Source organism: Affinundibacterium macrobrachii, from assembly GCF_014652415.1.
GTDB lineage: Bacteria > Pseudomonadota > Gammaproteobacteria > Burkholderiales > Burkholderiaceae_D > Undibacterium > Undibacterium macrobrachii.
Genome location: NZ_BMYT01000002.1, coordinates 250,038 through 275,917 on the forward strand (window position 1 = coordinate 250,038; position 25,880 = coordinate 275,917).

Consider the following 25,880-nt stretch of genomic DNA (forward strand, 5'->3'; position numbering starts at 1 on the left):
TGGTTAAAAAATGCTTACCTCGACTAAAACTCGTCGGCAAAGCGTGCTTACTCTTGACGGCAGAATGAGTTCAGTTTCGGTTAAAGACTCCTTCTCCCGTAAGCGGGAGAAGGCAGGGATGAGGGCAGTTTAGACTAACGAAATGTATCTTTAAATGCTGCGTTCTGTATTGAGAACAGATGCAATTGATATGTTTTCTCGCTTGCCAGCCGCCCTCACCCCAACCCTCTCCCGCTTGCGGGAGAGGGAGTGTTATCAGAACTACGACTTGACTGATAGACCAAGGTATTTCATCTCACACGATCAAAAAACACTACAAAACCCAGCCCATGCTTGCTATGCTGCGCATCCCGATGAGTGTTTAAGGTTTTTTATTCATGCAACGCCGTTCTTTGTTTCTCGTATCTGCAACTTTGTTGATTTCTGGTTTAGCCGTTTCTGGCTATTACTTGCTCCGCTCTGAGTCACCTTTACCCACACCACTCAAAACAGTGTTTGCCAAAAAACCGCTGGTCACCGATATGCAATGGGAAGCGCAGATCACGCCGTTTGCGATCCAGTATTCGCTGAATCAAGATCCGAATAGCGCAGAAACTTTTAGCGACCCGAATGGCATCGCTTTTGATGCGCAAGGCAATATCTATATCGCTGATGCGGGCGAACATAATCGAATTATAAAAATCAATAAGAAGGGCGAGTCTGTCATCTACGCTGGCAGCACCGAAGGTTTTGCCGATGCGATTGAAGGCAGCGCACAATCAGCCAAGTTTCACACACCGTCGGCGCTCGCATTCGATAAAGAGGGCAATCTTTATGTAGCGGATACTGGTAATCACGTGATTCGCAAGATTACTCCGAAAGGGCAAGTATCGACCTTGGCAGGAAATGGCGTCGCTGGCTATCGCGATGGCGCAGCACAGCAGGCGCAATTTAATGGCCCGATCGGCCTTGTGGTTGCCAAGGATGGCAAGGTCTATGTGGCAGATACCTACAACGACAAAATCCGCGTGATTTTGCCAGATGGCACGGTACAAACCATTGCTGGCGGCGCGATTCCTGGCTACCAAGATGGCGTCGGTACAGCCGCCTTATTTGATACGCCTAGTAGCATCGCTATCAATAGCAAGGGCGAACTAATCATCGCAGACACCCGTAATAATGCGGTACGTAAGATCAATGCATTGGGCGAAGTTTCCACATTGATCTATAGCGATCCTAAAGATAGAGAAGCCTTACTACGCCGTCCAGCTGGTTTAGCGATCACGCATGATGATCACATTTATGTCAGTGAACTCTCACATGGTCGCATCATGCAAATAGCGCCGAGCGGGGAGACTCGTGGCCTCACTGGTGTCGATATCGATATCATTCCCGGTGACGATACCAGCCCACGTATGCGCAGCCCTATGGCTATCGCCGTCAATCCGCATGGCAATCTGTTGGTCAGCGACAGTGGCATGAATCGCTTACATCAAGTTCATCGAAAAGATGCCAAAGAAGGCTTGAGCATGTCGCCGCAAGTCTTACGCATCGTCGAGCCAGTCGCGCCTGTAGTTCAACCATCATTGTGGCCTCTGTTACCGCAAGATCAGCCCCATGAAGTCGTTGGAACCATAGGCGAAGTGCGTGGCGAATATGGTGGCGACAGTCGACATCATTTTCATCGCGGTGTCGATATGCAAGCCAATATGGGCGAGTCTGTAGTCGCGATTAAAGATGAGAAAGTCAGCTCACCTGTGCCAGCTTGGGCGGCTGGCACCATCAACGAGGGTATGCGGATCAGTAAGCTATCGTATATCCACATGAAAGTCGGGCGTAAGCTGAATGAATCCGTGCTCGATCCTCAAAAATTTCGCGTGATCAAAGATGCCAACGGCAAGCTACAACAAGTTCGCGTCAAACGCGGTACGCGCTTTCAAGTTGGTGAAGCAGTTGGAACCATCAACAGCATGTATCACGTTCATTTGAATTACGCGCCCGAAGGCGATGTAGTTAATCCGCTGTCGCTACAATTCATCGGTTTCAAAGATAGCGTCATTCCGCAAATCAATCGTATCGATATCGCGGATCAAGACGGTAATATTTTGGGCAGACCTGTCATGGCAGCGACTAAAGCCAAGGGCAAGAAGAAAGACAAAGCGCCAGCAGCCGTCTCGCCAAGTAACACGCCATTAACGCTATCACGCAGCTTGGAACAAGTCAGCATCATCGTCGATGCCTTCGATCAAGCCGATGGCAATATCGCACGCCGTCGTTTGGGCTTATACGAACTCGGTTATCAGATCCTGAATGCCGATGGCACACCGCTACCAAGTTTTGAAAAACCGAAAATGACGATACGTTTCAACCATCTGCCAGCTGATGAAGAAGCCGTTAAAGTAGCTTATGCCGAAAATAGCGGCATTACCGTACACGGTAGCGCCGCGACCAAATTTTTATACAACATCACCAACGAAATCCATGATGGCCATGCCATCATCCAGTTCTGGCAGATCAAAGATTTACCTGCTGGGGATTATCTGATTCACGTCCACGCAGCAGATTACGCGGGGAATATTGCAAACCGCAACCATGTGTTGCGGGTGCGTTTGGAATAGCTTTTGGAAGAGCGATTTTATGCCGCGTAAAATTGGCTACAAATGTTCGTTCACTTCCGCTTTATTTCACACAGCTAAATGAAGAAGAAAAAATGTCTCGTTAACGAGTGAGCCATAAATAAGCAAAAAGACTAGCCTACTAACTTACGCCAAACATATGCGCCAAAAGATAAAAATACGTCGGGCGACACCCGATGATGCAAATGCAATTGAAGCGCTTTACCGCGAGTTAGTGAGCAATCCCACCATTCACGTTAGCCCACAACGCCTCGAGCAAGTGGCTCGAGATGAACATACTTTTTTACTTGTGGCCGATTGCGGCGGAGTAATAACAGGAACGGCGTTGCTTTCACTATGTTTAGACGTCATGTTTGGCGAACAGACCTTCGGGGTCATTGAAAACGTCGTGGTGAGCAGTAATGCTCGTTCGTCTGGAATTGGCGCGAAGCTGATGCTCGAAATTGAGCGCATCGCTACTACGAATCAATGCTCCAAGCTCATGCTACTCAGTACTGCAAGCCGAACTGATGCGCATCGATTCTTTGCACGTCATGGTTTTCAAGATGGCAGTAAACGAGGCTTTGTTAAATATCGTCGTGATTTTAATTTGGTTACGTAATTGTGATCCCGAATCTATCATCTACCACCCAAAAACCATGATCAAAATCCTAGAAAATTCCAAAGAGCACTTAAGCGAGTTCATCCGCCTCAACGAAGAATAGATCAGTCATTATTTTCAACTTGAGGAAACGGACAAGAAACTGGCGGCCGATCCGCATCAAGTTATTGACAAGGGCGGCTACATATTTTCCTTAGTTAGCGGCGAGGAAGTGGTTGGTGTCTGCGCCTTGTTTAATAACGGCGATGGTGTCTACGAATTAGCGCGCATGGCCGTATCGCCCGCGCATCATGGCAAGGCTTATAGCAATTTATTGATGCAGCACTGCTTGGACAAACTCAAAACCATACATGCGAAAAAGGTCTATCTAGTGTCCAACACCAAACTAACAGCGGCGATCCATTTGTATAAAAAGTTTGGTTTTCAAACCGTGTTCGAAGGGCCACATCCGGTTTATTCCCGAGCGAATATCGTCATGGAACGCGCGCTTTAAAAATTTTGTAGTTACGATATTGCCTTAACTCAGTGCCGAATATTGACGCAAAGCTTGTCCCATAAAATCCACAAAACTGCGTACTTTAGCGGAACCATCTCGTCCCTCTCGATGCACGATGTGAATCGGTAAGGGCGCTGATTCATACTCGCTGAGGATAGTTTTTAAACTGCCTTGTTCTAATTGATGCGCGACTTGATACGACAGTAATCGTGTGATGCCCGCCCCCTGCATCACGGCGGCAATCGCACCATCATTACTAGTCACTGTTAGACGTGGTTTGATACGAACCGCGGCAACGTGATCGCTGTCGACAAACTTCCATTCTATGGATGGACTGACACCGGTTGCTGCCACTATATGATGCTGCTTCAGATCTTCTGGAGTTTGTGGAATGCCATGTTGCGCCAAATAGTCCGGTGAGGCGCACAACACGCGACGCACTTGCCCCACCCTTAGCGCACGCATGCTTGAATCTGGCAGCGCGCCGATGCGTACGCCAACGTCCACGCCCTCTTCCATCATATTCACGACGCGATCTAAAAACAGGGCGGACACATCGACCGCTGGATAACGCTGTAAGAACTCAACGATATGTGGCATCACGAATATCTTGCCAAACAAGACCGGCGCGGTCACCGTCAAATGCCCACGCGGATCGGCATTAATCCCGGCTGCCGCCTCATCGGCTTCCTGCACCTTGGCGAGAATCTGTCGCGCATCATCTAAATAGCGTTGTCCAGCGTCGGTCGGCCTGACAAAGCGGGTCGTCCGGTTCAATAATTTCACACCCAGACTCTCTTCCAATGCCGCCACAGCCCGTGTTACTGCAGGTGGTGACATACCCAGACGTCTGGCTCCTGCCGCAAAACTTTCTTCCTCGGCCACCGCAACATACACCGCTATTTGATGAAACCTATCCATAAGAACCCCATTATTCCTATTTTCGCAATAATCAATTGTAATCCATGAGTATTCTTCATTTCAATGACGATAGGCACAATGCATGCATTCGCTGAACACCGACAAGAAATACCGGATCAAGGCGATGCAAACCAAATCGACATTCACTTATTGAAAAGGAAATACCATGAGCCGCATTCATCTCGTCACCAACGAAACAGCCACGCAAGAACAACAAGCATTGTTCGATGCGATCCAATCGCAATTGGGTGTAGTACCTAATTTTTTAAAAATCTTTGCTAACTCACCAGTGGCTTTGAAATCATTCCTCGGCCTATATGGCGTAGCGAATGAAGGCAGCTTAGATCCTTTAACCCGTGAACGCATTGCGCTCGCTATGGCTCAGCAAAACTCTTGCGAATACTGCCTATCAGCGCACACCGCATTAGGAAAAAAAGCGGGCTTGAGCAATGATGAAATCACGGCTAACCGCGCTGGCAGCAGCCAAGATGCAAAAGCGGCGATCGCCGTGAAATTGGCACATTCCTTAGCAGAACACAAAGGTGAAATCACCACAGCAGAATTGATCGAAGCCCGCAATGCTGGTTTCACTGATGGCGATATCGTCGAGATCATTACTCACGTTGGCATGAATATTCTGACGAATATTTTAGGCAAAGCCAGCCGCGTAGAAATCGACTTCCCGAAAGTCAACTTAGCGTAATCGTCCAGTGCTCAATGAAGTTTTTCATTGAGCACGACTAGCCAAAGCACTTCAACACTTAAGCATTTCACTATTTCATCATTAAAAAAGGAGTACATCATGTTTCACTCAACTTTACGTCGCACTATCTTGGCTTCCACTTTTTTGGCAGCATTTGCGGTCGCCGTTGGCACGCCGCTGACTGCACAAGCACAAGATCAAAACTCAACTGCTGCTGTCAATCTTGATACCCAAGGTGTGGCTTTGCACGGCTACGATCCAGTTGCTTACTTCACCGTGAAGGCTCCAACTTTAGGCAAGGCCGCTTACACGCATACGTTCGAAGGCGCCACCTATCGCTTTGCATCAAAAGACAATTTGGATAAATTTAAAGCACATCCAGCACAGTACGCACCGCAATTTGGTGGCTTCTGCGCCATGGGCGTGGTCTTGGAAAAGAAGCTCGACGGTGATCCGCAAGCATGGCGCGTAGTCGATGGCAAACTGTATTTGAACGTCAATAAAGACATCCAGAAAAAATGGTTAGAAGACGTGCCTGGTCATATCGTCAAAGCCGGCCAAGCTTGGCCATCGATCAAAAACAAAGCCCCAAAAGATCTGTAATCGAATCACACTTAAGCGATTTGATCTCATCCAATGTATATCGAGATCAGATCGCCCATCTTTGTCAGTTGAGGCTAGTCAATTAAAGCACAACTATCTAAACGAAAGAGAGAACACCATGCCTGAAATCACCATGTATAGCACTGGCACCTGCCCTTATTGTGTCCAAGCACAGGTACTCTTGGTCCGTAAAGGCGTCGAGGTCAATAAAGTGATGATCGATCAACTGCCGCAAGAGTTCGAACAAATGCTTGCTCGCACCGGCCGGAGAACCGTGCCACAGATTTTTATTGATGATTTGCATGTCGGTGGCTTTAGCGATTTGTACCAACTAGAACAAACAGGGCAGCTCGATCAACTTTTACATGGCGTTGCCGGAAAGAGCAGCTAATATGCAAACCAAGCCAAGCATCTCATTGCTAAAACCCATTGTTCATGCGCAGGAAGGCTTGCAAATCTTGTTGCCAATGACCGATCTGCTGTTGCGTCTCTATGTGGCTAAAATTTTCTTTATGTCTGGGTTGAGTAAATTACGCGATTGGGAAATGACCGTTTCCTTGTTCACCGACGAATATCATGTGCCTCTATTGTCGCCAGAAGTCGCTGCTTATGCGGCGACTGGTGCTGAGTTACTTCTACCTGTGCTCTTGGTCTTGGGGCTGTTCAAACAACTTGCCGCGCTTGGTCTGTTGGCCGTCAACTTTGTCGCTGTCGTCGCCTACTACAGTGTGTTGCAAGACATCCCTGCTGCGCTACAAGATCATATTGAATGGGGCTTGATGCTGATGTTGCTTACCTGCTCGCCCGCCAATTTATTTCAAGTTGATCACTATTGGGGTCGGCGCAAGACTAAGCATTCGATATAACGATCGCGACCACAAACCCATCACAGTTGTAAGATTCTTTTAATCAATCCAACATCTTGGAGAACACCATGCCACGTGCTTTCGCCACCATCAATTTCACGCCTAGCGTCAAAGCTGCACAAACACGTTACCACAGTCGTGAAGCGAATATGGGCTTTGAGTTAGCAGACGACACGCGTGGCGATTTGACCCTGCGTGAAGCGGAATTCATCGAAGCACGTGACAGCTTTTACCAAGCGACGGTGAACGAAGATGGATGGCCGTACGTGCAGCATCGTGGTGGGCCGATTGGCTTTCTCAAAGTCTTGGATAAAAACACCATAGGCTTCGCCGACTTTAGCGGCAATCGCCAATATCTGAGTGTGGGCAATTTACAAGCCAATGAACGCATCGCCATGATCTTGATGGACTATCGCGAACAAAGACGCATCAAGATTTGGGGGCGCGTCAAAATCGTTCACGAACATGAAGCACCCGAACTCATCGCCCGCTTAGAAATGCCAGCCTATCGCGCTCGCATTGAACGGGCTTTCATCATCACGGTCGAGGCCTGGGATTGGAACTGTCCACAACACATCACGCCGCGCTACACCGACCGCGACATCGAGCTCTTGCTAGCCCCCATGCAGGCGGAAATTGCCACGTTCAAGCAAATGCAAAAATCCAGTGATGAAACAAAAACGGCAAGCACGCCGACCGTGCCCGCTGCTGGTCTTGGCAACGGTCCATTGAGCCTAGTCGTCAGCGGTATCCGCCAATTAACACCAAAAATTCGCGCGATTGAATTACGCGACCCACAAGGTGCTGATTTGCCCAAAGTCGAAGCTGGGGCACACCTTAAGCTTCCCGTCATCTTGAGCAATGGGAAAACAGCGGTGCGTCATTACTCAATCGCATCGAATCCGGCGCGACGCGATATTTACGAAATCGCCGTATTACGGGAAGATCAGGGCGAAGGCGGCTCCGCCTTTGTACATCAACACTATCAATTGGGAAGCCTGCTGCATTGCGAACTGCCAAAGAATGACTTTCGTTTATCAAGCAACATCCGCCCCGTTCTCTTGATCGCCGGCGGTATCGGTATCACTGCCATTAAACCCATGGCGCAAAGCTTATCGGCTAGCGGTAATGAATTCGTGATCCACTATGCAGCGGCAAGCGAACGCCACATGGCCTTTGGTGATCGGCTACGCCATGACTTGGGAACACGATTGCATTGCTATTTTTCGGATCAAGGGCAACGTCTGGACATCGATGAATTGCTGCAACATGCCAACAAAGAAAGTGACATCTATATATGCGGCCCGAATCGTATGATTAATGCGGTGATGGCGGCAGCCAAGCACTATGGCTTCGGCGAAGAACAAGTCCATTACGAACATTTTTCTGCGAAAAGAACGACTGAAAATCGTCTCTTTGATGTCGTACTTAAACGCTCGAATAAAGTCATACCGATTCAAGCCAACCAAACCGTCTTGCAGGCATTAAGCGAGGCTGAGATCGATATGCTATCCGATTGCGGCGTGGGCAATTGTGGTACCTGTGCGGTCAAAGTGTTAGCAGGCGAAGTCGAACATCGCGATCATGCGCTCAATACCAAGCAACGAGAGAATAATTTGATGTGCGTATGTGTCTCTCGTGCCCTTACCGACACGATTACCCTAGATCTCTAAACCCAATAAGGACAACGATGACCATCGAAACCAAACCACCTTTACCGCCTTTCAATTTAGCCAGTGCAACACAAAAAGTACGACTAGCCGAAGACGGTTGGAATTCGCGCGACCCGCAGCGAGTCTCTTTGGTCTATACCGAAGATAGCCAATGGCGCAACCGTCATGAATTCTCCGTCGGTCGTCCTCAGATCATCGCGTTCTTGCAAAGGAAATGGCAACGCGAACACGAGTACCGACTGATCAAAGAACTTTGGGCACACGATCAACATCGCATTGCGGTTCGCTTTGCCTACGAATGGAAAGATGAAACTGGGCAATGGTTTCGCTCTTACGGCAACGAAAATTGGGAGTTCGAGGAAAACGGCCTGATGCACAAACGCTATGCCAGCATCAACGATCTAGCAATTAGTGAAAGCGAGCGTCTCTTTCATTGGCCGCAAGGCAGACGACCAGACGATCATCCTAGCTTAAGTGAATTGGGGCTTTAAGAGATAAAGCCTAATAAACCTTGCTCACATATGTCGGATGATTTCCCGATCATTTGTACACTACCAGCTCCGGGTTATAGATGAATAGCTGGTCAATTTCAGGCAAAAATCAGAAAATATCTACGATTCCTCTGTTGCTAATCGCAGCTTCGCTCTGTAAATTGCGCGATACATAATCACCCACGAAGCTCACAACGATCACGCTATCATCCGGTTTTGGCAGATCAAAGATTTGCCAGCGACGGATTATGCAGGTAATGTCGCAAACCGCAGTCATGTTTTGCGGGTGCGTTTAGATTGATAGTTTTAGAGTGATTTCGATTACGTTCAAGTAATTCAAGTAAGCATGAAATAGGACTTACCCAAAATTGCGCTGGCTAGGCGGGAAGCCGAAGACAGTACGGTTGTACGGCGAGGCGAACCAACGACGCTAGCGTCTGTTTTGCGTAAGTCCTAGAAACAATAAAAGGAGACATTTGACATGGGCATGACCATCTGGATTCACACACTAGAAGGAAGAAACTATTCACATGACAGCGATGATCATTCGCAGATGTGCCGTCATCTAGACGCAATCGATGAAACTTGCAAAAAGATAGGCGTGAAGTCCCTAAGTGAATTTATGGACTACACAGATCAAGAATACAACTATGACGAATTTGGTGATGAAGACGAGGATGAAGATGTTGCCTTAGATCCTGAGACTGGCCTTGGATACGGTATTGACGACATGACTTGGTTTGATTCGCAAGAAGGCTTATCTAGCTTTAAAGCATTGAAAACTGCCGTTGCCTCATCGGTTATTACAGGCCTCGACGCAGATGAAATCGTCGATCTGATGGAAGAATTGGAAAATTGCATCACCATTTTAGAAAAGTCGACAGCGCAAGCTGGCAAGTTCCATCTAAGTTTGATCGAATAAAATCCTAGTTGAACAGATCGCGCAAGAAGAGCAGAGCAACACGATTTAGTCTTGTCGCGCTGCTTTGCTCGATTTCCTGAAATAAAATACATTGCTTTTAGTTTAATTCAAGTATCATCGGGTCGATATCAATTTTTTACATTTACTGTAAATCTATAGAATGCTACGCATCCGTCGACTCACACAATTATTACTAGCACTGTGCGCTTGTGCGTTTATTTCCGCTCTCATGTCGCTTGGTCTTTACCGCTTGTTTGCAGTTAAAGCAGTCAATCAAATATCGCCTGAAATGCTTGCTGAGATCAGCAATATTCAAGATATCAATGTCATCAAAAGCTTCTTTTTACCCTTCGTTACTTTAGCTACTGAACTTCGAGATAGCGCGGATCGATTAGCCGGGTGGGGATTGTCCTTCGTCATCATCTGGGCATCATTAATTGGATTCGTGGCAATCGCCTTATATCGACAAATCATCTCTACACAGCAAGTTGAGATCAATCCACAATCAGAAAATACGATCGACCGTGCCTTCGCTGGAAAAGTCGAACTATGGAAAATCTTCTGGGGCGTCTACGTCATTCTGTTACTAGTGATGCAGGTCATTGCAAGTAAATTATTTGCTGCCTTCTCAGAACTAATATCAATGCATGGGCTAGCAAGTCTAATTTTGATTCCGATTGGACTGGCGATTCCTATCACCCTGCATTTGTTAGCTGCACTCTTAGTATGGAAATCGGCGACGAATACCTCCCATCGCTTTTGGACTTACCTTGCAAGAACTGTCGTCGTTGCAATTACTGTGCTTCCTAGTATTAAAGGAATTTATATCGTGCAGCTGCTGCTAGCTTAGATAAAAATTTTCAAACTAGCATTACAGGTTGATAGATTGCTGAAAAAAATTGCTTGGATAAGTTACTTATCTTATTGGGTAAGATAAGTAACTTCACTACAATGTTCTCGATAAAATTGATATGCTGTTCACGCATCAGTACATATCAATGCACATCAGCAACCCAAATTGAATTTCAGCTTAAACCTATGTCACCAGAATTCAGCATCATCTTACTCAATATTGTTATCGCCTTACTTGCTTATCTTTCTGTGTATCCAACGCTGGCGGGCAATGATTTCAACAAGATTGCGTTCTACGATATTTTTACATCAGCGATTGCACTGGCGATTGTTGGTTACCATTACTGGGGTAGCGACTATCAATTTAATTTATTGTTCGCTGAGGTCAACTGGTTTTGGTACACCTTAGCGATTTATACCGCTGTCGAGATTCCATTGATGTGGTGGTATTTCAAGAAAAATGGGGTGTCGATCAAGCGCTAAGCCGCTAGAGTAAAGCGACTTACTGATTCTAATACCAAGCTATATTGCTACGAAACTAGTATATCTTTCAGCTTGCTTCAAAGCTGCTTCAACAACACATAATCACGCTCGATGATGTCGCCGAACTGATAATCCATCCAACCCACGTGTTGAAAGCCGACTTTTTGATAATAGGCTAAAGCGCGCGCATTGTGTTCCCACATGCCTAACCACAATTGATTTGCACCGAAAGTTTTTGCGGCTTTTTCTGCTTCTGCTAATAGCGGTTGTGCGATGCCTTTTCCATGCCATTCTTTTTTGACGTAGTAACGATATAAGGCAACCGCATTCTCTGCTTCGATAGAAGGCGGGGCTGGATTGTTCACTACTTGTGCGAAGCCAACCAAAGCCTCATCATGGTAAGCCAGAATCACCACATAATTTGGATCGGCAATTTCTTTACTTTGCTGCGCGACGCCGAAGTTTTTATCACAGTGAGTACGAATCTGCTCTGCGTCATTTTGTTCAGCATAGGTCTCAATAAAGGTTTGCCGTGCTAAATCAGCTAAAGCTGAGGCATCTTCTTGCTTGGCAAGTCGAAATTGCGGTACTGCTGATGAATATGCTGGTGCTGGAGAGTGCATAAAAATGTCAATCGAAACGGAATTATCTTAGCATCACTGCGTCACGTGTTTTATGTGGTGGACAGCTAAGCTGAAAGCTAGCGAGAGTCCTAGCGTGTGCGAGTGCTATTTTTGGGGCCTCTTGTTTGGCTTAGTAGGGCATGGATTTTTAGGGTCTAGCGGACCATACACCTTTTGCATACCAGCGATGCCGCCAGTTTGCACAATATAGAACTGTTTGCCATCTGCGCTGATATGTAAAAAATGCTTGTAGCCATCCGCAATGCGCCCGAGTTCATTTAATTGATACAGATGACCGCTGGACTCGTAGGCAGGCACCGGATCTGCTAAAGGCAAATCGACGACCAAGCCAGTCGCGTTGACGCAGGGCTGAAAAACTTTGACAAGGGGATGTTGATCTTTCGTATCAGCTGGCGCGCCCAGCGATACATCGATAGGCAATTCCGTAGGCATTTTCTGTTGTGCCGAGGCTGACATGGCGATTGGCCCTAAAGTGGTTAATGCGAGGATATTCACAAAGGCAGTTAGCTTTCGATAAGTTAGAACGTGGTCGTTTTTCATGCGCTTATTGTCGATACTAAGGAGAACACTGAATACTTGTAGTGCTTCCATCTTAACAGCTTCACAGACTAGTCGCGAAACGATAAGCAAAAAGACAACAGGAAAAGTAGGTAAAGTTAAACCAACCCTAGATCTAACGGCGTCACGCCAGCAAAAACCTGCTGCATTTGACTCGCGCTCAATCCATAACTGCGCGCAAATACGCCGCCAAGGACAGCACGGTATTCATTCAACACCGGATAGTCACGATTTTGAAACAAACTATTGGCGGTCAAGGCAATTTGTTCGCCGACAATGCGACCACCTTTCACTCCGCCCCCCAACACCCAGTAAACACTGCCATGCCCATGATCCGTGCCGCGTTTGCCATTTTCACGGAAAGTCCTGCCAAACTCACTAATCACCACCACCGTGGTGTTCTTCCACACACTGCCCATTTCCGCTTTATAGGCCAATAAGCCGCGCCCCAATTCTTCTAACTTATTAGCTAACACGCCATTGGCACCACCTTGATTGACATGGGTATCCCAGCCTCCGACGTCAATAAATCCTAGCGCATATTTATCGCGCATCATTTTGCCTATGCGTTTGGCTTCTAGTGCGAATCCTTTGGTTGAGATAGCGTCGCGATTGCCATCATTATTGAGCGTGACTTCTTCTGCTTTCATGTTTTGAACTACTTCACCACGCACCGCAAAACCATCTTCGACTTGCTTTTCCAAAGCTGTTTTGCCATACATCTGGGCGATGATCTTGCTTTGTCGGTCGTCTAAACTATTTTTGCTAGCTTTTTGCAGAGCGACATTCGCAACTTTCGTTTCGCCTCGCATGATGATAGGAAGTTGTTCCGTGAATGACATCGCACTTGTCCCATTCAATTGCGCGGCTAAGCGATTCATAAATCCAGATTGAAAGTTACGACTTCCGCCAAGCTCTTGCCCCATCTCGATACTATCTTGCGTTTCGAAATGACTACGCGACAAATCATGAGTTCCTGCAAAAGGAATAAACGCCGCTTCACCTGCTTGAAACATCGGATAAATCGAATCACGCAGCGCCGGATGCAGTCCCCAATCCGCATTCAATGCAAGTGCCGACAGCGGATCAGCACTCGGTTTGGCGATGGCGATATTTGGTCGCGACTCATAATAAAAGCTACTACTAATAGGCACCAATAAATTACTCGCATCATAAGCACCACGCAAAAACACCACCAAACAACGCTGTTGAACCGTTGGTGCAGCCAATAGCTGTGTGCTAAAACCCGTTGCGCTCAAGCTTGTCGCTGCGACGGCAAATGATTTTAATAAGTCTCGACGATTCATCGTATTCACCTAAGATGGCTAAAGAAGTAATTAAGATTGAAAATGAAATTGCGCAGATGTGTTCAAGATGAACAAATCTATCGACGCATCATTTCTGGTGTTGAAAGAAAAAAAGCATTCCATTCTGGCGCTGAACCAGATTGGCTCAACGCATCGCGAGAACTCTGGCTAAATTGTTGACTAAGCTCTTTCACGTAAACATTCTGCGCCAGCGCAGGGCGAGCGGCTTCCCGATGTTGTGCGGTAGTTTCTTCCATCTCTGTTTTAAACAAATTCGGCGCGCCACGTGCGATCAATCGAGCAACATCAAAGCGTGCCGTCATTTGTGCCGGACTTGCCCAAGCCATTTCCTTCATAGAATAGCCATCAGGCGTTTGATGCCCATTTGCTTGTTGCCCCAAGCTATTAATCCAACTCAAGATCGGGCCAGTATTCACGATCATCTTGTCTTCATACGCAAGTCGTACTGATGAAATGACGTAATGCATAGGGTCTTTGAATTTCTTACCTAAAGAAGCGACAAATTCCGAGGATTCGAACATAGTTCGCAGTACGCGCGGAATATCACCTTTACTCTGCAAAAATTGTTCCGCCATGCTTTGCACCAAAGCATCAGAAGGCGCATCTGAGACAAAGAACTGCGCCAATTTCTGGCTGATAAACTTGGCAGTGGCAGGCTGACGCATTAACAAATCCAAGACCTGATCAATCTCACTAAGCCCTTGCCCTTTGATCGTAGTACCCAGTAATTTTTTCTCACCAAAATCATGCCGTCTTGGATGAAACTCAGTCAAGCCGAATCGTTGATAGCCGGCTAACTGCGCTTGATTTAGACGTGGGTTATCGGCTTTGACACGAATCCCCAAACCAGTCAACACACGCGCTAATTCTTGCACGTCGGTTTGGGTATAACCGCTACCAACCCCCATGGTATGTAGCTCTAATAATTCACGCGCATAATTTTCGTTGATCTTATTCACCGCATTGTGTTCATTATCGAGATAGCGCAACATCGCCGGATGTAACAGCGTCGCTTTTAAAAGCGCACGGAAGTTTCCAAGCGCATGTGGACGAATCGCGGTTTCTTCAAAATCAGCTAACATCGCTCTTACATTGTCTTTGCGATTCGAAATGTTGAAATGGTTCATCCAAAACCAATTCATTTGTTCTAGCAATTGATTCGAAGAATAAATCGAACGTAACAAAGAACGTGATGCTGCTTCGCGCGCAATTCGGTTTAGTTCTTGTTGATACGCTTGGCGCAGACTGTCGTCGGTGCCTCGCATCTTGGCAGATTCTTCACGCTGTTGATCAAGAGCTTGCATCATTTCGACAAAAGGTTTTTGCGAAATCGTCATCGCATCAATCTGACTTTGAATTTGCGCTGGAACTTGCGCTGATTGCGCCTGCAGTTGCTGCAATAAGTAGGCATCCGGCCCCAGCGCGCGTAATTGTTGTTCACTGGTCTTATTTGCGCCCCAAGTCAAGCGGTTGCTCAAGGCATACGAGTTGACTTGTGCTTGTTGAAAAAAATCGGAAGCACGCAGCGTTTGCGTCTGAGATGGTGGCTGAAGCGATTGATTACTACAAGCAGAAAGCCCACACAGCGCGCTCAGCACGAATAGACTCGGGGACAGAATCGAAGACAGTTTAGACATAGAACACTTTCCATTTTGAACAGAGTTCAACAATGACAAAATACGAAGTCTTCAGAATAAATCTTCGCCCTTTAAAATGCACGGGGTATTTAGTAACTTTAGGCGCAAGCTGGTAAGAACTTGTAACAGAAACTGGGCACGCTTCTGCAACATAGAATAAGAAAAAAATAACGATAGTTTTCACTATCGTTATTTTTTTATAAAACGACTTACTCGGTGATGAATTAATTCACAAAATTCACGCGACGACCATTCACATTGCGTTGCGCAGGATTACCGTACACGGTAACGCTGCCTGAGCCATTACTTTGTGCGTTGACGTTTTGTGACACTGCGGCATACACTGAACCAGAACCGTAGCTACTTAAATCCGCACTCAAACTTTTTACAGAAGACAATTGTGCAGAACCTGATCCATGTGTATTAGCGACTAAATTACGTACACTGCCGCTCGCATTGACCGAGCCAGAACCATTCACAGAAACCGATAATTCATTGCCATTAACAGCGCCCAAACTCAAAGAGCCAGATCCTTGCACGTTGACTCTTGCGTCATTGCTCATCAAGCCAAGCGCATTAATACTACCCGAACCACTATTGACAACTTCGAGACGCATTACACGACCATCTAAGTTGATGCTACGTGAGCCATAATTTTTCACTGCTAAGTTACCGCCATTTAAGCCACTAATCATCATGCGACCAGAACCATTCGATATCACTTCGGTTAATGCTGGTACGGTGTATACGACACGAATTGGATTGCTGCTATTGAATTTTTCATCAATCCAGATTTTTTGCGTATCGCCATTGACTTGTGTTTGCACCAAATTGAGAAGGTTGCTATCGCCACTGATTTCTAATCCTGCAGCACCACCAACACGCACTTCCACTTGCATAGGGCCACTGACATTCAACGCAGATGCGCCATTAACCTGACGTTTATCTAATTGCAAATCGCCATTACCTTTAATCGCATTGCTACTCCAAGAGGATTCAAAACGCGCGTCATTACCATCGGGAGCGATGATGATGGCACAACCTGAAAAGGCAAGAATAGAACACAGGGCAACAATAGTACGCATAATAATTTTTCCAATAAAAGTTAATCAGGCGCTGAACTTACCATCAATGAGCGTAACGGCTTCAGCCACAGACGCACTGTATCGAAACTCGCTGACTCGCTCTAGCACCAAGCGATGAACTGACGAGAAAATGGTCTGAAGCGTATAAATCGCGGTCTAAAAGACGGGGCTATTGCGGTTATCCACAATAGACGCTGTTTGTCTGTCTATCGATAATGTTTGCAAGGATCGCTCAGCCGTCGAATAAAGTGTCGCTGTCTATCCTCGACTCACCCACCTTAGTAAACCATAGAACTAAGCACGGTGATACCTATAGGACTTATGCAAAATTGCGCTAGCTAATTGACAGAAAAAGCACTAACGACTGTCTTGAGCGAGTCCTAGGCTATTTAATAATTATCAGGGGACAAACATGAAACGCCTTACTGGACATCTGTATTTCTGGGTTCTTGTTGCCATATTCTGTGGCGGCTTGTTCGGATTTCTTGACGCAGCAAATGCGGTCAAATTAAAGCCACTTGGCGATGGCTTTATTGCCTTAGTCAAAATGCTCATCAGCCCAATTATTTTCTGTACCGTGGTGCTTGGTATTGCTGGCGCTGGCGATATGAAAAAAGTCGGTCGGGTTGGTGGCAAAGCGCTGATCTATTTTGAAGTAGTGTCGACGCTAGCGCTCGCGATTGGTTTGATCGTGGTAAATATTCTGAAACCTGGTGCGGGCTTTAATGTCGACCCTGCGACCTTAGATGGCAAAGCAGTCGCTAGCTACGCCAAAGCGGCACATGATCAAAGCACAGTCGATTTTCTACTGCACATTATTCCAAAAACCTTCACTGACGCATTCACTGGATCTGGCGACTTACTACAGGTTTTGTTGGTCGCAGTATTGTTCGGCTATGCCATGATGCGCATGGGTAAAACAGGCCAAGCAGTGCATATGTTTATCGAAGAAGCATCACATATTTTCTTCGGCATGATGAATGTGATTATGAAGTTAGCACCAATTGGTGCGGGTGCTGCGATGGCGTTCACTATCGGTAAGTATGGTCTCGCCTCCTTAAAACCTTTGGCCGCTTTAATGGGTAGCTTCTATCTGACTTGTACTTTGTTTGTGGTAGTGGTGTTGGGCTTAATTGCCAAATTTGTCGGCTTTAGTATCTTCCGCTTTATCGCTTATATCAAAGAAGAGTTATTGACCGTACTTGGCACCTCCTCTTCCGAATCCGCCTTGGTGCCTTTGATGAACAAATTAGAGAAAATGGGTTGCTCAAAATCTGTCGTCGGTTTAGTGGTTCCTTCAGGCTACTCTTTTAATCTAGATGGCACCAATATCTATATGACGATGGCAGCAATCTTTGTTGCGCAAGCCTTAAATATTGATCTAACTTTAACGCAAGAATTAACAATGTTGGCAGTTGCGATGTTGACTTCCAAAGGAGCCTCTGGCGTGACGGGCGCGGGCTTCATCACTTTGGCAGCGACACTGGCAGTGATTCCAACGATTCCTGTTGCTGGCTTGGCTTTAATTCTCGGCATCGACCGTTTTATGTCTGAAGCACGCGCTCTAACTAACTTTATTGGCAATGGTGTAGCAACGGTTGTAGTCTCGCATTGGGAAGGTGAATTGAAGCATGATGTCATGCACAAAGAATTAGGCAAACCTGCCGTCGCAGCCAAATCAAGCAAGACCGCAAACACTGCAACAACAGCGACAGCATCAATGTCAGCGCCAGCTGCAGATCAATTATCTGCATAAAATACGCAATCTTAAAGTCACGCCAATCAAGTACGCAGAGAAGCTTAGCTTGGTTGGTGTGAATCCACGATAAGCTTTATCGAGGCGAATGTTGTTTTAAACACGCCAAATTGCGCTATGTGTGACCAGCACGTTTGCAGGCGCACTTAAATCAATCAAAATGCATGATCACCTTCTTTGGAGTTGTCATGCATTTTTTCTTTCCTGCTCAAGCCAAACATCGTTGGAGTTTGATCGCGCTGTTACTGTCTTTAGTGTTGCTGATTTATCTTTCTTTATCGCAGATACAACCCAAGCTGAAGCAAAACCCTGTCGACGCAGCCACCGAATTTTCACTACCAGCGGCACAAATCCAATTACAAAAGATCACCCAATACAAACATCCTATCGGTAGCGCAGGACATAGCCAAGTGCGCGACTACCTGCTGGCGGAATTAAAAGCACTGGGCTTAGAGCCACAAATACAAACAAGTTTCGTAAGTTCAGAAAGAGGTCACGCAAGTGGACGGGTGCAAAACATTGTGGTGCGATTAGCGGGGCGGAATAGCCAGCAAAATCAAGACAAAAAAGCTTTACTACTGATGGCACATTATGATGCGGTGCCAAACAGTTTTGGTGCCGCAGACGATGGCGTTTCAGTAGTATCCATGCTACAAACCTTGCGTGCACTAAAAGCACAAGCGCCACTTGCGAACGATGTAATTTTCTTATTCAGTGATGGCGAAGAAGTTGGGCTATTAGGCGCTTCGGCATTTGCGCAATCCCATCCATGGATGAAGGATGTCGGTATGCTGCTCAATTTTGATAATCGAGGGAACGCTGGTCCGATCATGATGTTCGAACCCTCTGCGGGCAACCGTCATCTGATTACTGGCTTAGCAAAAGCAGTACCGGAAGTGATCAGCAATTCATTGATGTATGAGGTCTATAAAGCCTTACCAAATGACACCGACTTCACGGTATTTCGTAAGCGAGGTGTCGCTGGACTCAATTTTGCGATGATACAAAATATTTCTAGCTATCACACGCGTTACGATCGCCATGATCTGATCAATCCGGCGTCACAACAGCAACAGGGACAGATGATGTTGCAACTGGTTCGGCATTTTGGTGAGCAAGATTTGCGTACGCACAATGTGTCGATGGGTGCGTCGATGGCTGCCTCGGTGAATGCGGAAGACAGCGTGTATTTCAGCCTTCCACTGTTCGGTCTGATTCACTATCCGGCAACGCTTGCCTTACCACTTGCCCTGTTCCTGACCGGATTAGCGATCACCGCTTTTTGGCTGACGACAAGAACGACGAAATTACGTCTCTTGGCTACCATTGCCAGTGCATGCAGTTTTATCTTGGCGATCGTCGCTATTGGATTTTTATCACAACAAGCTTGGAATCTCGTATTTAAGTTTTATCCGGCCTACTTGGAAATGCATGATCAAGACACCGGACATTTTTATTTGCTGGGAATACTGATCATCACCGCTCTCGCTTTTGGTCTCATTCAAAAAATACTGACGCGCTGGATTCATGTGAAAGAACTCGCTTTTGGCGCTATGTTGGTATGGGTCGCGATCTTACTATTTATTAGTGCGCGCTTCCCAGGTGCCAGCTTTCTATTCGCTTGGCCCCTCCTGTTTGTGCTGCTTTCTTACTGTTATTTAGCACTTAAGAAAGTACCTGACACATCTTTGGCTTATGCGTGGATTTTGCTAGCGGGCGCGGGATTTTCTATCCTCTTATTTTCACCACTGATTTTATTATTCAACATCGCTTTGGGTTTTCATTCATTAGGGGTGCCAGTGATTTTATTCACACTTTTATTAGGTCTATTAACGCCTTTACTGGTTTGGATCTTGCATGAAATCCGTGCTCGCATTGTGCTCTTGATTGGCCTCGTTGCGATCAGTTTAGGCGCGATTGCTACCGCGAATTTCCATGAAACACATCCAATCCCAACGCAATTAAGCTATGTTGCGATGCCTCAGAAAAATTTGTCGCTCTGGCTCACGCCACAACGCCATCTCGATCGCAAAACACTGAGTATGTTCGGCGAATCAAGCGTACAAAAGACTTTGCCCGAGCTATTCGGCAAAGAGCATGCTCGCAGCGCTTGGGCATACTGGAGTGCGCCCGCACCAGATGCTGGAATCGCTGCGCCGATAGTTTCGATACAGTCAGATCAACTCATCGAGAATCAACGCGAGATCCTCATCCATATTACTAGCCCAGATTCAGCAAGCAATACGCGGATTCAAATCGAAGGCGTGAGCGTTTTATTTGCCAGTATTCAAGATCAAGTTCTGATCAAAACAGCGAAAGAAAAGTGGATGACGAGTGTTCATGCGATACCAAAAACTGGCGTCACTTTACGCATTCGGCTCGCCAAAGATCTGACTGGCAAAAATGGGAAGATACGCGTGACAGATACTTTCTATGCTTTACCGAACAAGCTTAGTCATGTCGCGCTTCCGACGTCGGTCGATTTTGCCGCACAAACGATTACCTTGGTCGATATCCCTGAATAGAGGCCTAGACAATAAGAAGTAAACATCTTCAAGATTTCTGCAATGCCGCCAATAGACCATCGGCGGCATCTTCGATGTAATCTAACACCGTATCAAAACCACGACCGCCACCGTAATAAGGATCGGGCACCACATCGGATGGGCTATGGCTGGCATATGACATCATCAACTTGAGTTTATGTTGATACTTTGCCGGACATTGATTTTGTAAATGCCTTAGATTTTCTTTGTCCATGGCAAGGATCAAATCAAACTGTTGAAAATCGGCATCGCACACTTGGCGCGCTCGCTGTGGCGACAAATCATAACCGCGCTTCAAGGCATATTCTTGAGATCGCGGGTCGGGTTGTTCACCAACATGGTAGGCATGGGTTCCCGCCGAATCAATCTGCAATTGCGCGAGCATGTCAGCCGCGTCGGCTTTACCGCGAAACACACCTTCGGCAGTAGGCGAACGACAAATGTTCCCCATGCAAACAAATAATATCGAAGTCGTTTTGTGCGGATTCATGATGAGTGCCTCCTCTTGTGAAGCCGTAATTATAGTCAGAGATGACGCAAGCCTCACGTCAACATAGCCTTAGCCTTCATGGTATGTTTTAATAGCGACCTCGCTGCACTTGATTCATATCGCCAACCAGTATGTCTCACCACATTCCCACATTGCTACAACAAGCGATCATCAAACATCAACAAGGTTTTCTGCAACAAGCCGAAGATCTCTACGTGCAGGTTTTGCAAATCGATGCACAACAATTTGATGCTTTGCACATGATAGGTTTGATCGCGAAACAGCGAGGTGATACGCAAACGGCGCTAAACTTTTTTGCCAAAGCAATCCAGAGCAATCCGCGCGACGCTAAAGTGCATTGCAATTTAGGCGCGACATTCCAGCAAATTGGCAATTCCAAACAAGCACTTGCTTGCTACGATTTGGCACTATCGATCAATGCTGACTACGCCTTAGCTTGGAATAATCGCGGCAATAGTTTGCGGTCCTTAGAACGCTATCCCGAAGCTTTAGAAAGTTTTACTAAGGCGCTGGAACTACAAATCAATTATCCCGAAGCCTTTTTAAACCGTGGGATTTGTTTGCAGGCACTAGAGCAGCACAGCCAAGCCATACAGGATTTTGATGATGCACTCAAACTCAAGCACAACTATATCGAAGCGGAATTTGCCCGCGCGTTTAGCTTGCAACAGTTGCGCCTATACGATCAGGCGTATGCAGCTTATACCCGTGCCCTAGAGTTGACACTGACTGCCGATGGCCGTCATACCAATCCAGAAAAAATTGCGGCGATGTACTGCAATCGCGGCATGGTTTCGACAAAATTGCAGCGCGACATCGCAGCGCTAGAAGATTTTCAACACGCAATCTGCTTGCGCCCCCAATTTGCCAAAGCGTATTTGCATGCAGCGCATGTGTATCAGCGTCTACAACAAAAAGAAGCAGCGCTTGAACATTATCAAGCGGCTCTAGCAGCAACGCACAGCCAAGGTCAACCCGACGAGTCATTACAACAGCAAGTTACCTATCATCTGGCTGCGTTAGGGGCAGCACCAACGCCAGCAGCAGCGCCTGCTAGTTACGTCAAAGAGCTATTTGATCAATATGCAGATCACTTTGATACGCATTTACAAGAACAGTTGGCATATCAAGTGCCGCAACTCTTGCAGGCCGCTTTGCAGGACTTGAGGATAGGACAAAACAGGCTATTAAGCCATGCGATTGATCTTGGTTGTGGCACGGGCTTATGTGGAGATTTTCTTGCGGCGATTGCCACGCGTGTCACTGGGGTCGATTTATCTGAAAATATGCTAGCAAAAGCCCGAGCAAGAGCGGTCTATGATGACTTGGTATGCGATGATATTTTGCATTATCTTGCGCAGCAATCCAACACAGCCGACTTACTGATTGCCGCTGACGTGCTCGTGTATTTGGGCGACTTAGAACGCTTGTTTGCTTTGTTCCATGATCGCTTACAGGCCGGTGGCTATGTCGCTTTCTCAGTCGAGGAATCCGACTCAGCCGAAATCTGCCTACAAGCATCGCAGCGCTATGCCCATTCAGCCCCTTATCTTACAAGGCTAGCAGACCAATACGGATTCAACATATCACATTGCAGCCGACACTTTGGTCGGCGTGATGGACAACAAAACCTTACTAGTTTAATTTTGGTTCTACAGAAGAATTAAACTCAAGTTCAAACAACAATGCGTGCTACCAATTTGCGCGTGATAGGTGCAAATAATAAAACTAGTGGGAAGGCACAAGCCCACGCTACCAAAAAGGCGTGCAACCAGCGTGATATAAATCCACCATCCAAGCCTGTGTTCACTGCCGTTAAGATACCTGACATACAAAATGCCATTAGCATCGACATGATGAAGGCAAACGTTAGTTGTTGTTTCTTTTCTTTGGTCATAAGCAATTAGGATTGGTTTTATTGAAAAAATAGAGCAACGCTAACACCGACGCCACCGAACCAGATCAAGGAGCGCAGTGTGCTGCGATTGAGTAAATACGCGGCAACATAAAGGCAGCGCAAAATAATAAAAGCGATGGCCAGACCATCAATATTCGTCTGATTGGCTTGTGCTTGCTGCGCCAAAACTACGCCAGCGATAAACAAAGGCAAGGCTTCAAAACCATTTTTTTGTGCAGCGATTGCACGCTGTGGCCAGCCAGTGAGTTTGGCCTCCCATTCACGTGGATGGTCGTTATCGTAACCGCCTTTGCGGCGCGATAATTTAGCGCTACTGGCCTTAGCAAAACCGACCGTAATTACCGGCAAAAAACAGGCTGCTAATACACACCAATTTGCGATAGTCATCAATTGCTCCCTCTGTGATTAGAAATACTGCATCCATCGTACTGAGATGCTGGATTTACGAATTGTCCTTTACTAACTGCGCTGATTCACCTTTGCGATAGCTAGCGTCGCATCATAATCGAATTTGCTTTATCCAGTTTGAGAGCACCATCTAAAGTGATAGCGAATAATCATCTATCAATTACCCGCCGAAAATCAGTGCAATTTAATAGATCGGTTTTTTCGAAGTAAATGTCATTTATATTCGATTTGAAAGAAGCATCAATCACCCATAGATTAGTGGTGTGGCGCCGGACGTCACACAACGACAAGGAGAAATAATATGCAAATCGATATACAAGCACGTGGTTTTGAATTAACCGATGGCTTACGCGAACATACCAAAAAGCGTCTAGGTTTTGCGACCGATTGGGCACATGATGAACTGCGCACGATTCATGTCAGATTGTCTGACGTCAATGGTCCACGTGGTGGCGAAGACAAACGCTGTTTGATCCAAATCCCGCTGGTTGGCATGCAAGACATCGTGATCGACGAATTAGAATCCGATCTCTATGTTGCCATCGACAAAGCGGCAAATCGTATGGAACGCGTGTTAAGCAAACGGATAGAGCGTGCTCGTGAACATCCGCATGCTAGTCTTAAAAAGCATCACACAGACAGCCCAGCAGAAGCGCTGACCGACGATGCAAATTAACAGTGCACTGAGTATGCGGTGTCTAAGATCCGGCCATAAGTATTAAGAAGTATTAAGCAATTTCACACTTTATCGTAACCCAATTAAGGAGTTGAGCAATGAGGCAATATCGCACAGATAGTCCAGAAGCCATGGCAAGAATCATCGCTTTATCGATGCTGGTTGATGGTGGTTTAGATAAAACGGAATTGGATGTGATTCATCATCACAGCGTGTTGGAACATATCGGCATATCAACCGCTACATTTAACGATATCGTTCAAGAATTATGTGAAGACATGCTGCAATCGATGCCTGGATATCACCTAGGACGAATTGACCTTGATGACGAACTGACTGAACGCAGCATTGATGCCATGCTGATAGAGATCCAAGACCCACAGCATCGCAAGTTCTTACTGCGTATGATGCTGGCAGTGGTCGATGCGGACAACTACTTAAGTGACAGTGAGACGATTTTGCTGTCTCGTGCTATGCAAATTTGGGATCTGGAATTGACTAAAGAAAGCAAACAAGCCCACAACCCGAACGATATGCTTACGCAGCAATCTAACGCACGTCCACCTTCAATTATTGAAATGCATTTTTAATCGTCGATCTAACCATGCCAAAAAAGTTTTTGCGTCGGGTATTACCTAATCAACAAAGCATACAGCAGTTCTCGGTGAGCCGGCGCTTTACCGGCCGGCTAGATATTCCAGAATTATGGGAAGTGCAACGCGATAAAATCGCAATCGGTTTGGCTATCGGCGTTTTTTGTGGAATGATTCCCGGCCCCTTGCAAATGATTTCAGCGCTCGCGCTAACGATTTTATTGCGAGTCAATTTGCCGATGGCTTTAGTCGGAACATTTTTGACCAATCCGCTGACCATCGTGCCCTTATACATGCTTGCCTATATGGTGGGACAAAGTATTTTGGGTGAATCAAACTGGCAGGCACTACCCGCTTTACCAGTGGCAGATTGGACCGCACCAATTACGGCTATTCAAAATTGGACTAACTGGATCGGTGACTTGGGTGCGCCTTGGTTGGTCGGTATGCTGATTCTTTCTTGCGCCATGGCGGCGCTGGCGTATTGCGGCATGCAGTTAATTTGGCGTGTTAGTCAATATATGATGATGCGTAATCGACTAAGGCAGCGACAGGCGAGAGCCAGCAGACTAGATTAAATGCACGGCGAGACGAAGCTTAAGTCCGCAACTGTTTGCGACAACCAGGCAACTCGCCGCGCCAAGCCTTAAAAGCCGCGAACAAAGTCGCAACAAGCCAAGCGGCACTCAATAAGGTATCGATAATTCTATCGCTGGTACTACATTTGTCTTCTAGTTGGCAATCGACATGCACTAGTAAAACACCTAATACAGAAATGCCTGCAAAAGCACCGACAGAATAGCCTAGCGTGCACAGCACACGACGCCAAATCGGTGGATATTGAAATTGCGGGTCGGATTTAAATTGAGCACTTTGCATACAAGGCGATTTTTCGAATAACAATTAAGACATCAGCCATGATTGGCGGCACCACTGCACGATCAGCACCACGGTGCGACACCGCGACGCTTGGCTGGTGTCTATGCATATGTCC

General features: G+C 46.5%; 29 protein-coding genes. 18 read left to right on the top strand and 11 right to left on the bottom strand.

Features of this window, described 5'->3' with window-relative positions; genetic code table 11:
• Nucleotides 1-377: 377 nt before the first annotated feature.
• The 3 genes from IE103_RS06870 (at nt 378) to IE103_RS06880 (ending at nt 3,709) form a co-directional block, all read left to right on the top strand.
• Entirely contained in the window at nt 378-2,597 is a 2,220-nt protein-coding gene (locus IE103_RS06870) for an NHL repeat-containing protein (RefSeq protein WP_189345306.1), read from the top strand.
• A gap of 157 nt (nt 2,598-2,754) precedes the next feature.
• Nucleotides 2,755-3,216 (top strand): GNAT family N-acetyltransferase, encoded by a 462-nt coding sequence (locus IE103_RS06875; protein WP_189345307.1) that lies wholly within the window; start codon nt 2,755-2,757, stop codon nt 3,214-3,216.
• A 142-nt stretch (nt 3,217-3,358) separates the two neighbouring features.
• On the top strand, nt 3,359-3,709 hold the full coding sequence (locus IE103_RS06880) for a GNAT family N-acetyltransferase (protein ID WP_373295235.1): 351 nt from the start codon (nt 3,359-3,361) through the stop codon (nt 3,707-3,709).
• A gap of 24 nt (nt 3,710-3,733) precedes the next feature.
• On the opposite strand, the gene IE103_RS06885 is transcribed toward IE103_RS06880, so the two are convergent.
• Nucleotides 3,734-4,633, bottom strand: coding sequence for a LysR family transcriptional regulator (locus IE103_RS06885; RefSeq protein ID WP_189345308.1), 900 nt, complete (start codon nt 4,631-4,633; stop codon nt 3,734-3,736).
• A 166-nt stretch (nt 4,634-4,799) separates the two neighbouring features.
• On the opposite strand from IE103_RS06885, the gene IE103_RS06890 reads away from it, so the two are divergent.
• The 9 genes from IE103_RS06890 to IE103_RS06930 all read left to right on the top strand — a co-directional run bounded on the left by IE103_RS06890 (nt 4,800) and on the right by IE103_RS06930 (nt 11,226).
• Nucleotides 4,800-5,336: a carboxymuconolactone decarboxylase family protein gene (locus tag IE103_RS06890; protein WP_189345309.1), complete on the top strand. Its 537-nt coding sequence runs from the start codon at nt 4,800-4,802 to the stop codon at nt 5,334-5,336.
• A gap of 99 nt (nt 5,337-5,435) precedes the next feature.
• Nucleotides 5,436-5,939 (top strand): YHS domain-containing (seleno)protein, encoded by a 504-nt coding sequence (locus IE103_RS06895; RefSeq protein ID WP_189345310.1) that lies wholly within the window; start codon nt 5,436-5,438, stop codon nt 5,937-5,939.
• 118 nt (nt 5,940-6,057) lie between these two features.
• The gene (gene grxC, locus IE103_RS06900; RefSeq protein WP_189345311.1) at nt 6,058-6,330 is read left to right on the top strand and encodes a glutaredoxin 3; all 273 of its coding nucleotides are present in this window, start codon (nt 6,058-6,060) and stop codon (nt 6,328-6,330) included.
• Between the two features lies 1 nt (nt 6,331).
• Nucleotides 6,332-6,805 carry a DoxX family protein gene (locus IE103_RS06905; RefSeq protein WP_189345312.1) on the top strand — a complete coding sequence of 158 codons (474 nt, stop codon included), beginning with the start codon at nt 6,332-6,334 and terminating at the stop codon, nt 6,803-6,805.
• A 68-nt stretch (nt 6,806-6,873) separates the two neighbouring features.
• Nucleotides 6,874-8,478 (top strand): pyridoxamine 5'-phosphate oxidase family protein, encoded by a 1,605-nt coding sequence (locus IE103_RS06910; RefSeq protein ID WP_189345313.1) that lies wholly within the window; start codon nt 6,874-6,876, stop codon nt 8,476-8,478.
• A gap of 17 nt (nt 8,479-8,495) precedes the next feature.
• Nucleotides 8,496-8,969: a nuclear transport factor 2 family protein gene (locus IE103_RS06915; protein ID WP_189345314.1), complete on the top strand. Its 474-nt coding sequence runs from the start codon at nt 8,496-8,498 to the stop codon at nt 8,967-8,969.
• A gap of 481 nt (nt 8,970-9,450) precedes the next feature.
• Nucleotides 9,451-9,891 (top strand): hypothetical protein, encoded by a 441-nt coding sequence (locus IE103_RS06920; protein WP_189345315.1) that lies wholly within the window; start codon nt 9,451-9,453, stop codon nt 9,889-9,891.
• Between the two features lie 229 nt (nt 9,892-10,120).
• Nucleotides 10,121-10,741, top strand: a complete 621-nt coding sequence (locus IE103_RS06925; protein WP_189345316.1) for a hypothetical protein — start codon at nt 10,121-10,123, stop codon at nt 10,739-10,741.
• A gap of 188 nt (nt 10,742-10,929) precedes the next feature.
• Nucleotides 10,930-11,226 carry a hypothetical protein gene (locus IE103_RS06930; protein WP_189345317.1) on the top strand — a complete coding sequence of 99 codons (297 nt, stop codon included), beginning with the start codon at nt 10,930-10,932 and terminating at the stop codon, nt 11,224-11,226.
• Nucleotides 11,227-11,303: 77 nt separating this feature from the next.
• Here IE103_RS06930 and IE103_RS06935 read toward each other — a convergent pair whose 3' ends face one another.
• The 5 genes from IE103_RS06935 to IE103_RS06955 form a co-directional block, all read right to left on the bottom strand.
• The gene (locus IE103_RS06935; protein ID WP_189345318.1) at nt 11,304-11,849 is read right to left on the bottom strand and encodes a GNAT family N-acetyltransferase; all 546 of its coding nucleotides are present in this window, start codon (nt 11,847-11,849) and stop codon (nt 11,304-11,306) included.
• Between the two features lie 105 nt (nt 11,850-11,954).
• Nucleotides 11,955-12,461, bottom strand: a complete 507-nt coding sequence (locus IE103_RS06940; protein ID WP_189345319.1) for a hypothetical protein — start codon at nt 12,459-12,461, stop codon at nt 11,955-11,957.
• A 65-nt stretch (nt 12,462-12,526) separates the two neighbouring features.
• Nucleotides 12,527-13,735 (bottom strand): DUF1501 domain-containing protein, encoded by a 1,209-nt coding sequence (locus tag IE103_RS06945; RefSeq protein WP_189345320.1) that lies wholly within the window; start codon nt 13,733-13,735, stop codon nt 12,527-12,529.
• A gap of 77 nt (nt 13,736-13,812) precedes the next feature.
• Nucleotides 13,813-15,393 carry a DUF1800 domain-containing protein gene (locus tag IE103_RS06950; protein ID WP_189345321.1) on the bottom strand — a complete coding sequence of 527 codons (1,581 nt, stop codon included), beginning with the start codon at nt 15,391-15,393 and terminating at the stop codon, nt 13,813-13,815.
• A gap of 224 nt (nt 15,394-15,617) precedes the next feature.
• The gene (locus tag IE103_RS06955) at nt 15,618-16,478 is read right to left on the bottom strand and encodes a GIN domain-containing protein (protein WP_189345322.1); all 861 of its coding nucleotides are present in this window, start codon (nt 16,476-16,478) and stop codon (nt 15,618-15,620) included.
• A gap of 412 nt (nt 16,479-16,890) precedes the next feature.
• On the opposite strand from IE103_RS06955, the gene IE103_RS06960 reads away from it, so the two are divergent.
• Nucleotides 16,891-18,234, top strand: coding sequence for a dicarboxylate/amino acid:cation symporter (locus IE103_RS06960; protein ID WP_189345323.1), 1,344 nt, complete (start codon nt 16,891-16,893; stop codon nt 18,232-18,234).
• 188 nt (nt 18,235-18,422) lie between these two features.
• Nucleotides 18,423-20,759: a M20/M25/M40 family metallo-hydrolase gene (locus tag IE103_RS06965; RefSeq protein WP_189345324.1), complete on the top strand. Its 2,337-nt coding sequence runs from the start codon at nt 18,423-18,425 to the stop codon at nt 20,757-20,759.
• A gap of 28 nt (nt 20,760-20,787) precedes the next feature.
• Here the strand turns inward: IE103_RS06965 and IE103_RS06970 are convergent, their stop codons facing one another.
• Nucleotides 20,788-21,270 carry a low molecular weight protein-tyrosine-phosphatase gene (locus IE103_RS06970; RefSeq protein ID WP_189345325.1) on the bottom strand — a complete coding sequence of 161 codons (483 nt, stop codon included), beginning with the start codon at nt 21,268-21,270 and terminating at the stop codon, nt 20,788-20,790.
• A 131-nt stretch (nt 21,271-21,401) separates the two neighbouring features.
• Between IE103_RS06970 and IE103_RS06975 the strand changes: the two genes are divergently transcribed.
• Nucleotides 21,402-22,958 (top strand): tetratricopeptide repeat protein, encoded by a 1,557-nt coding sequence (locus tag IE103_RS06975; RefSeq protein WP_189345326.1) that lies wholly within the window; start codon nt 21,402-21,404, stop codon nt 22,956-22,958.
• A gap of 8 nt (nt 22,959-22,966) precedes the next feature.
• Here IE103_RS06975 and IE103_RS06980 read toward each other — a convergent pair whose 3' ends face one another.
• Both IE103_RS06980 and IE103_RS06985 read right to left on the bottom strand, forming a co-directional pair.
• The gene (locus tag IE103_RS06980) at nt 22,967-23,188 is read right to left on the bottom strand and encodes a DUF2798 domain-containing protein (RefSeq protein ID WP_189345327.1); all 222 of its coding nucleotides are present in this window, start codon (nt 23,186-23,188) and stop codon (nt 22,967-22,969) included.
• Between the two features lie 18 nt (nt 23,189-23,206).
• Nucleotides 23,207-23,596, bottom strand: a complete 390-nt coding sequence (locus tag IE103_RS06985; RefSeq protein ID WP_189345328.1) for an MAPEG family protein — start codon at nt 23,594-23,596, stop codon at nt 23,207-23,209.
• A 322-nt stretch (nt 23,597-23,918) separates the two neighbouring features.
• On the opposite strand from IE103_RS06985, the gene hpf reads away from it, so the two are divergent.
• The 3 genes from hpf (at nt 23,919) to IE103_RS07000 (ending at nt 25,464) form a co-directional block, all read left to right on the top strand.
• Nucleotides 23,919-24,293, top strand: coding sequence for a ribosome hibernation-promoting factor, HPF/YfiA family (gene hpf, locus IE103_RS06990; protein WP_189345329.1), 375 nt, complete (start codon nt 23,919-23,921; stop codon nt 24,291-24,293).
• Nucleotides 24,294-24,391: 98 nt separating this feature from the next.
• Nucleotides 24,392-24,883, top strand: coding sequence for a hypothetical protein (locus IE103_RS06995; RefSeq protein WP_189345330.1), 492 nt, complete (start codon nt 24,392-24,394; stop codon nt 24,881-24,883).
• 14 nt (nt 24,884-24,897) lie between these two features.
• Nucleotides 24,898-25,464 (top strand): DUF2062 domain-containing protein, encoded by a 567-nt coding sequence (locus IE103_RS07000; protein WP_189345331.1) that lies wholly within the window; start codon nt 24,898-24,900, stop codon nt 25,462-25,464.
• A 19-nt stretch (nt 25,465-25,483) separates the two neighbouring features.
• Here IE103_RS07000 and IE103_RS07005 read toward each other — a convergent pair whose 3' ends face one another.
• Together IE103_RS07005 and IE103_RS18535 are read right to left on the bottom strand one after the other, a co-directional pair.
• A complete protein-coding gene (locus IE103_RS07005; protein ID WP_189345332.1) occupies nt 25,484-25,765 on the bottom strand; it encodes a hypothetical protein in 282 nt (93 codons plus the stop codon).
• Nucleotides 25,746-25,874: a hypothetical protein gene (locus IE103_RS18535; protein WP_268248952.1), complete on the bottom strand. Its 129-nt coding sequence runs from the start codon at nt 25,872-25,874 to the stop codon at nt 25,746-25,748. The genes IE103_RS07005 and IE103_RS18535 overlap by 20 nt, the downstream gene beginning before the upstream one ends.
• Between the last annotated feature and the right edge of the window lie 6 nt (nt 25,875-25,880).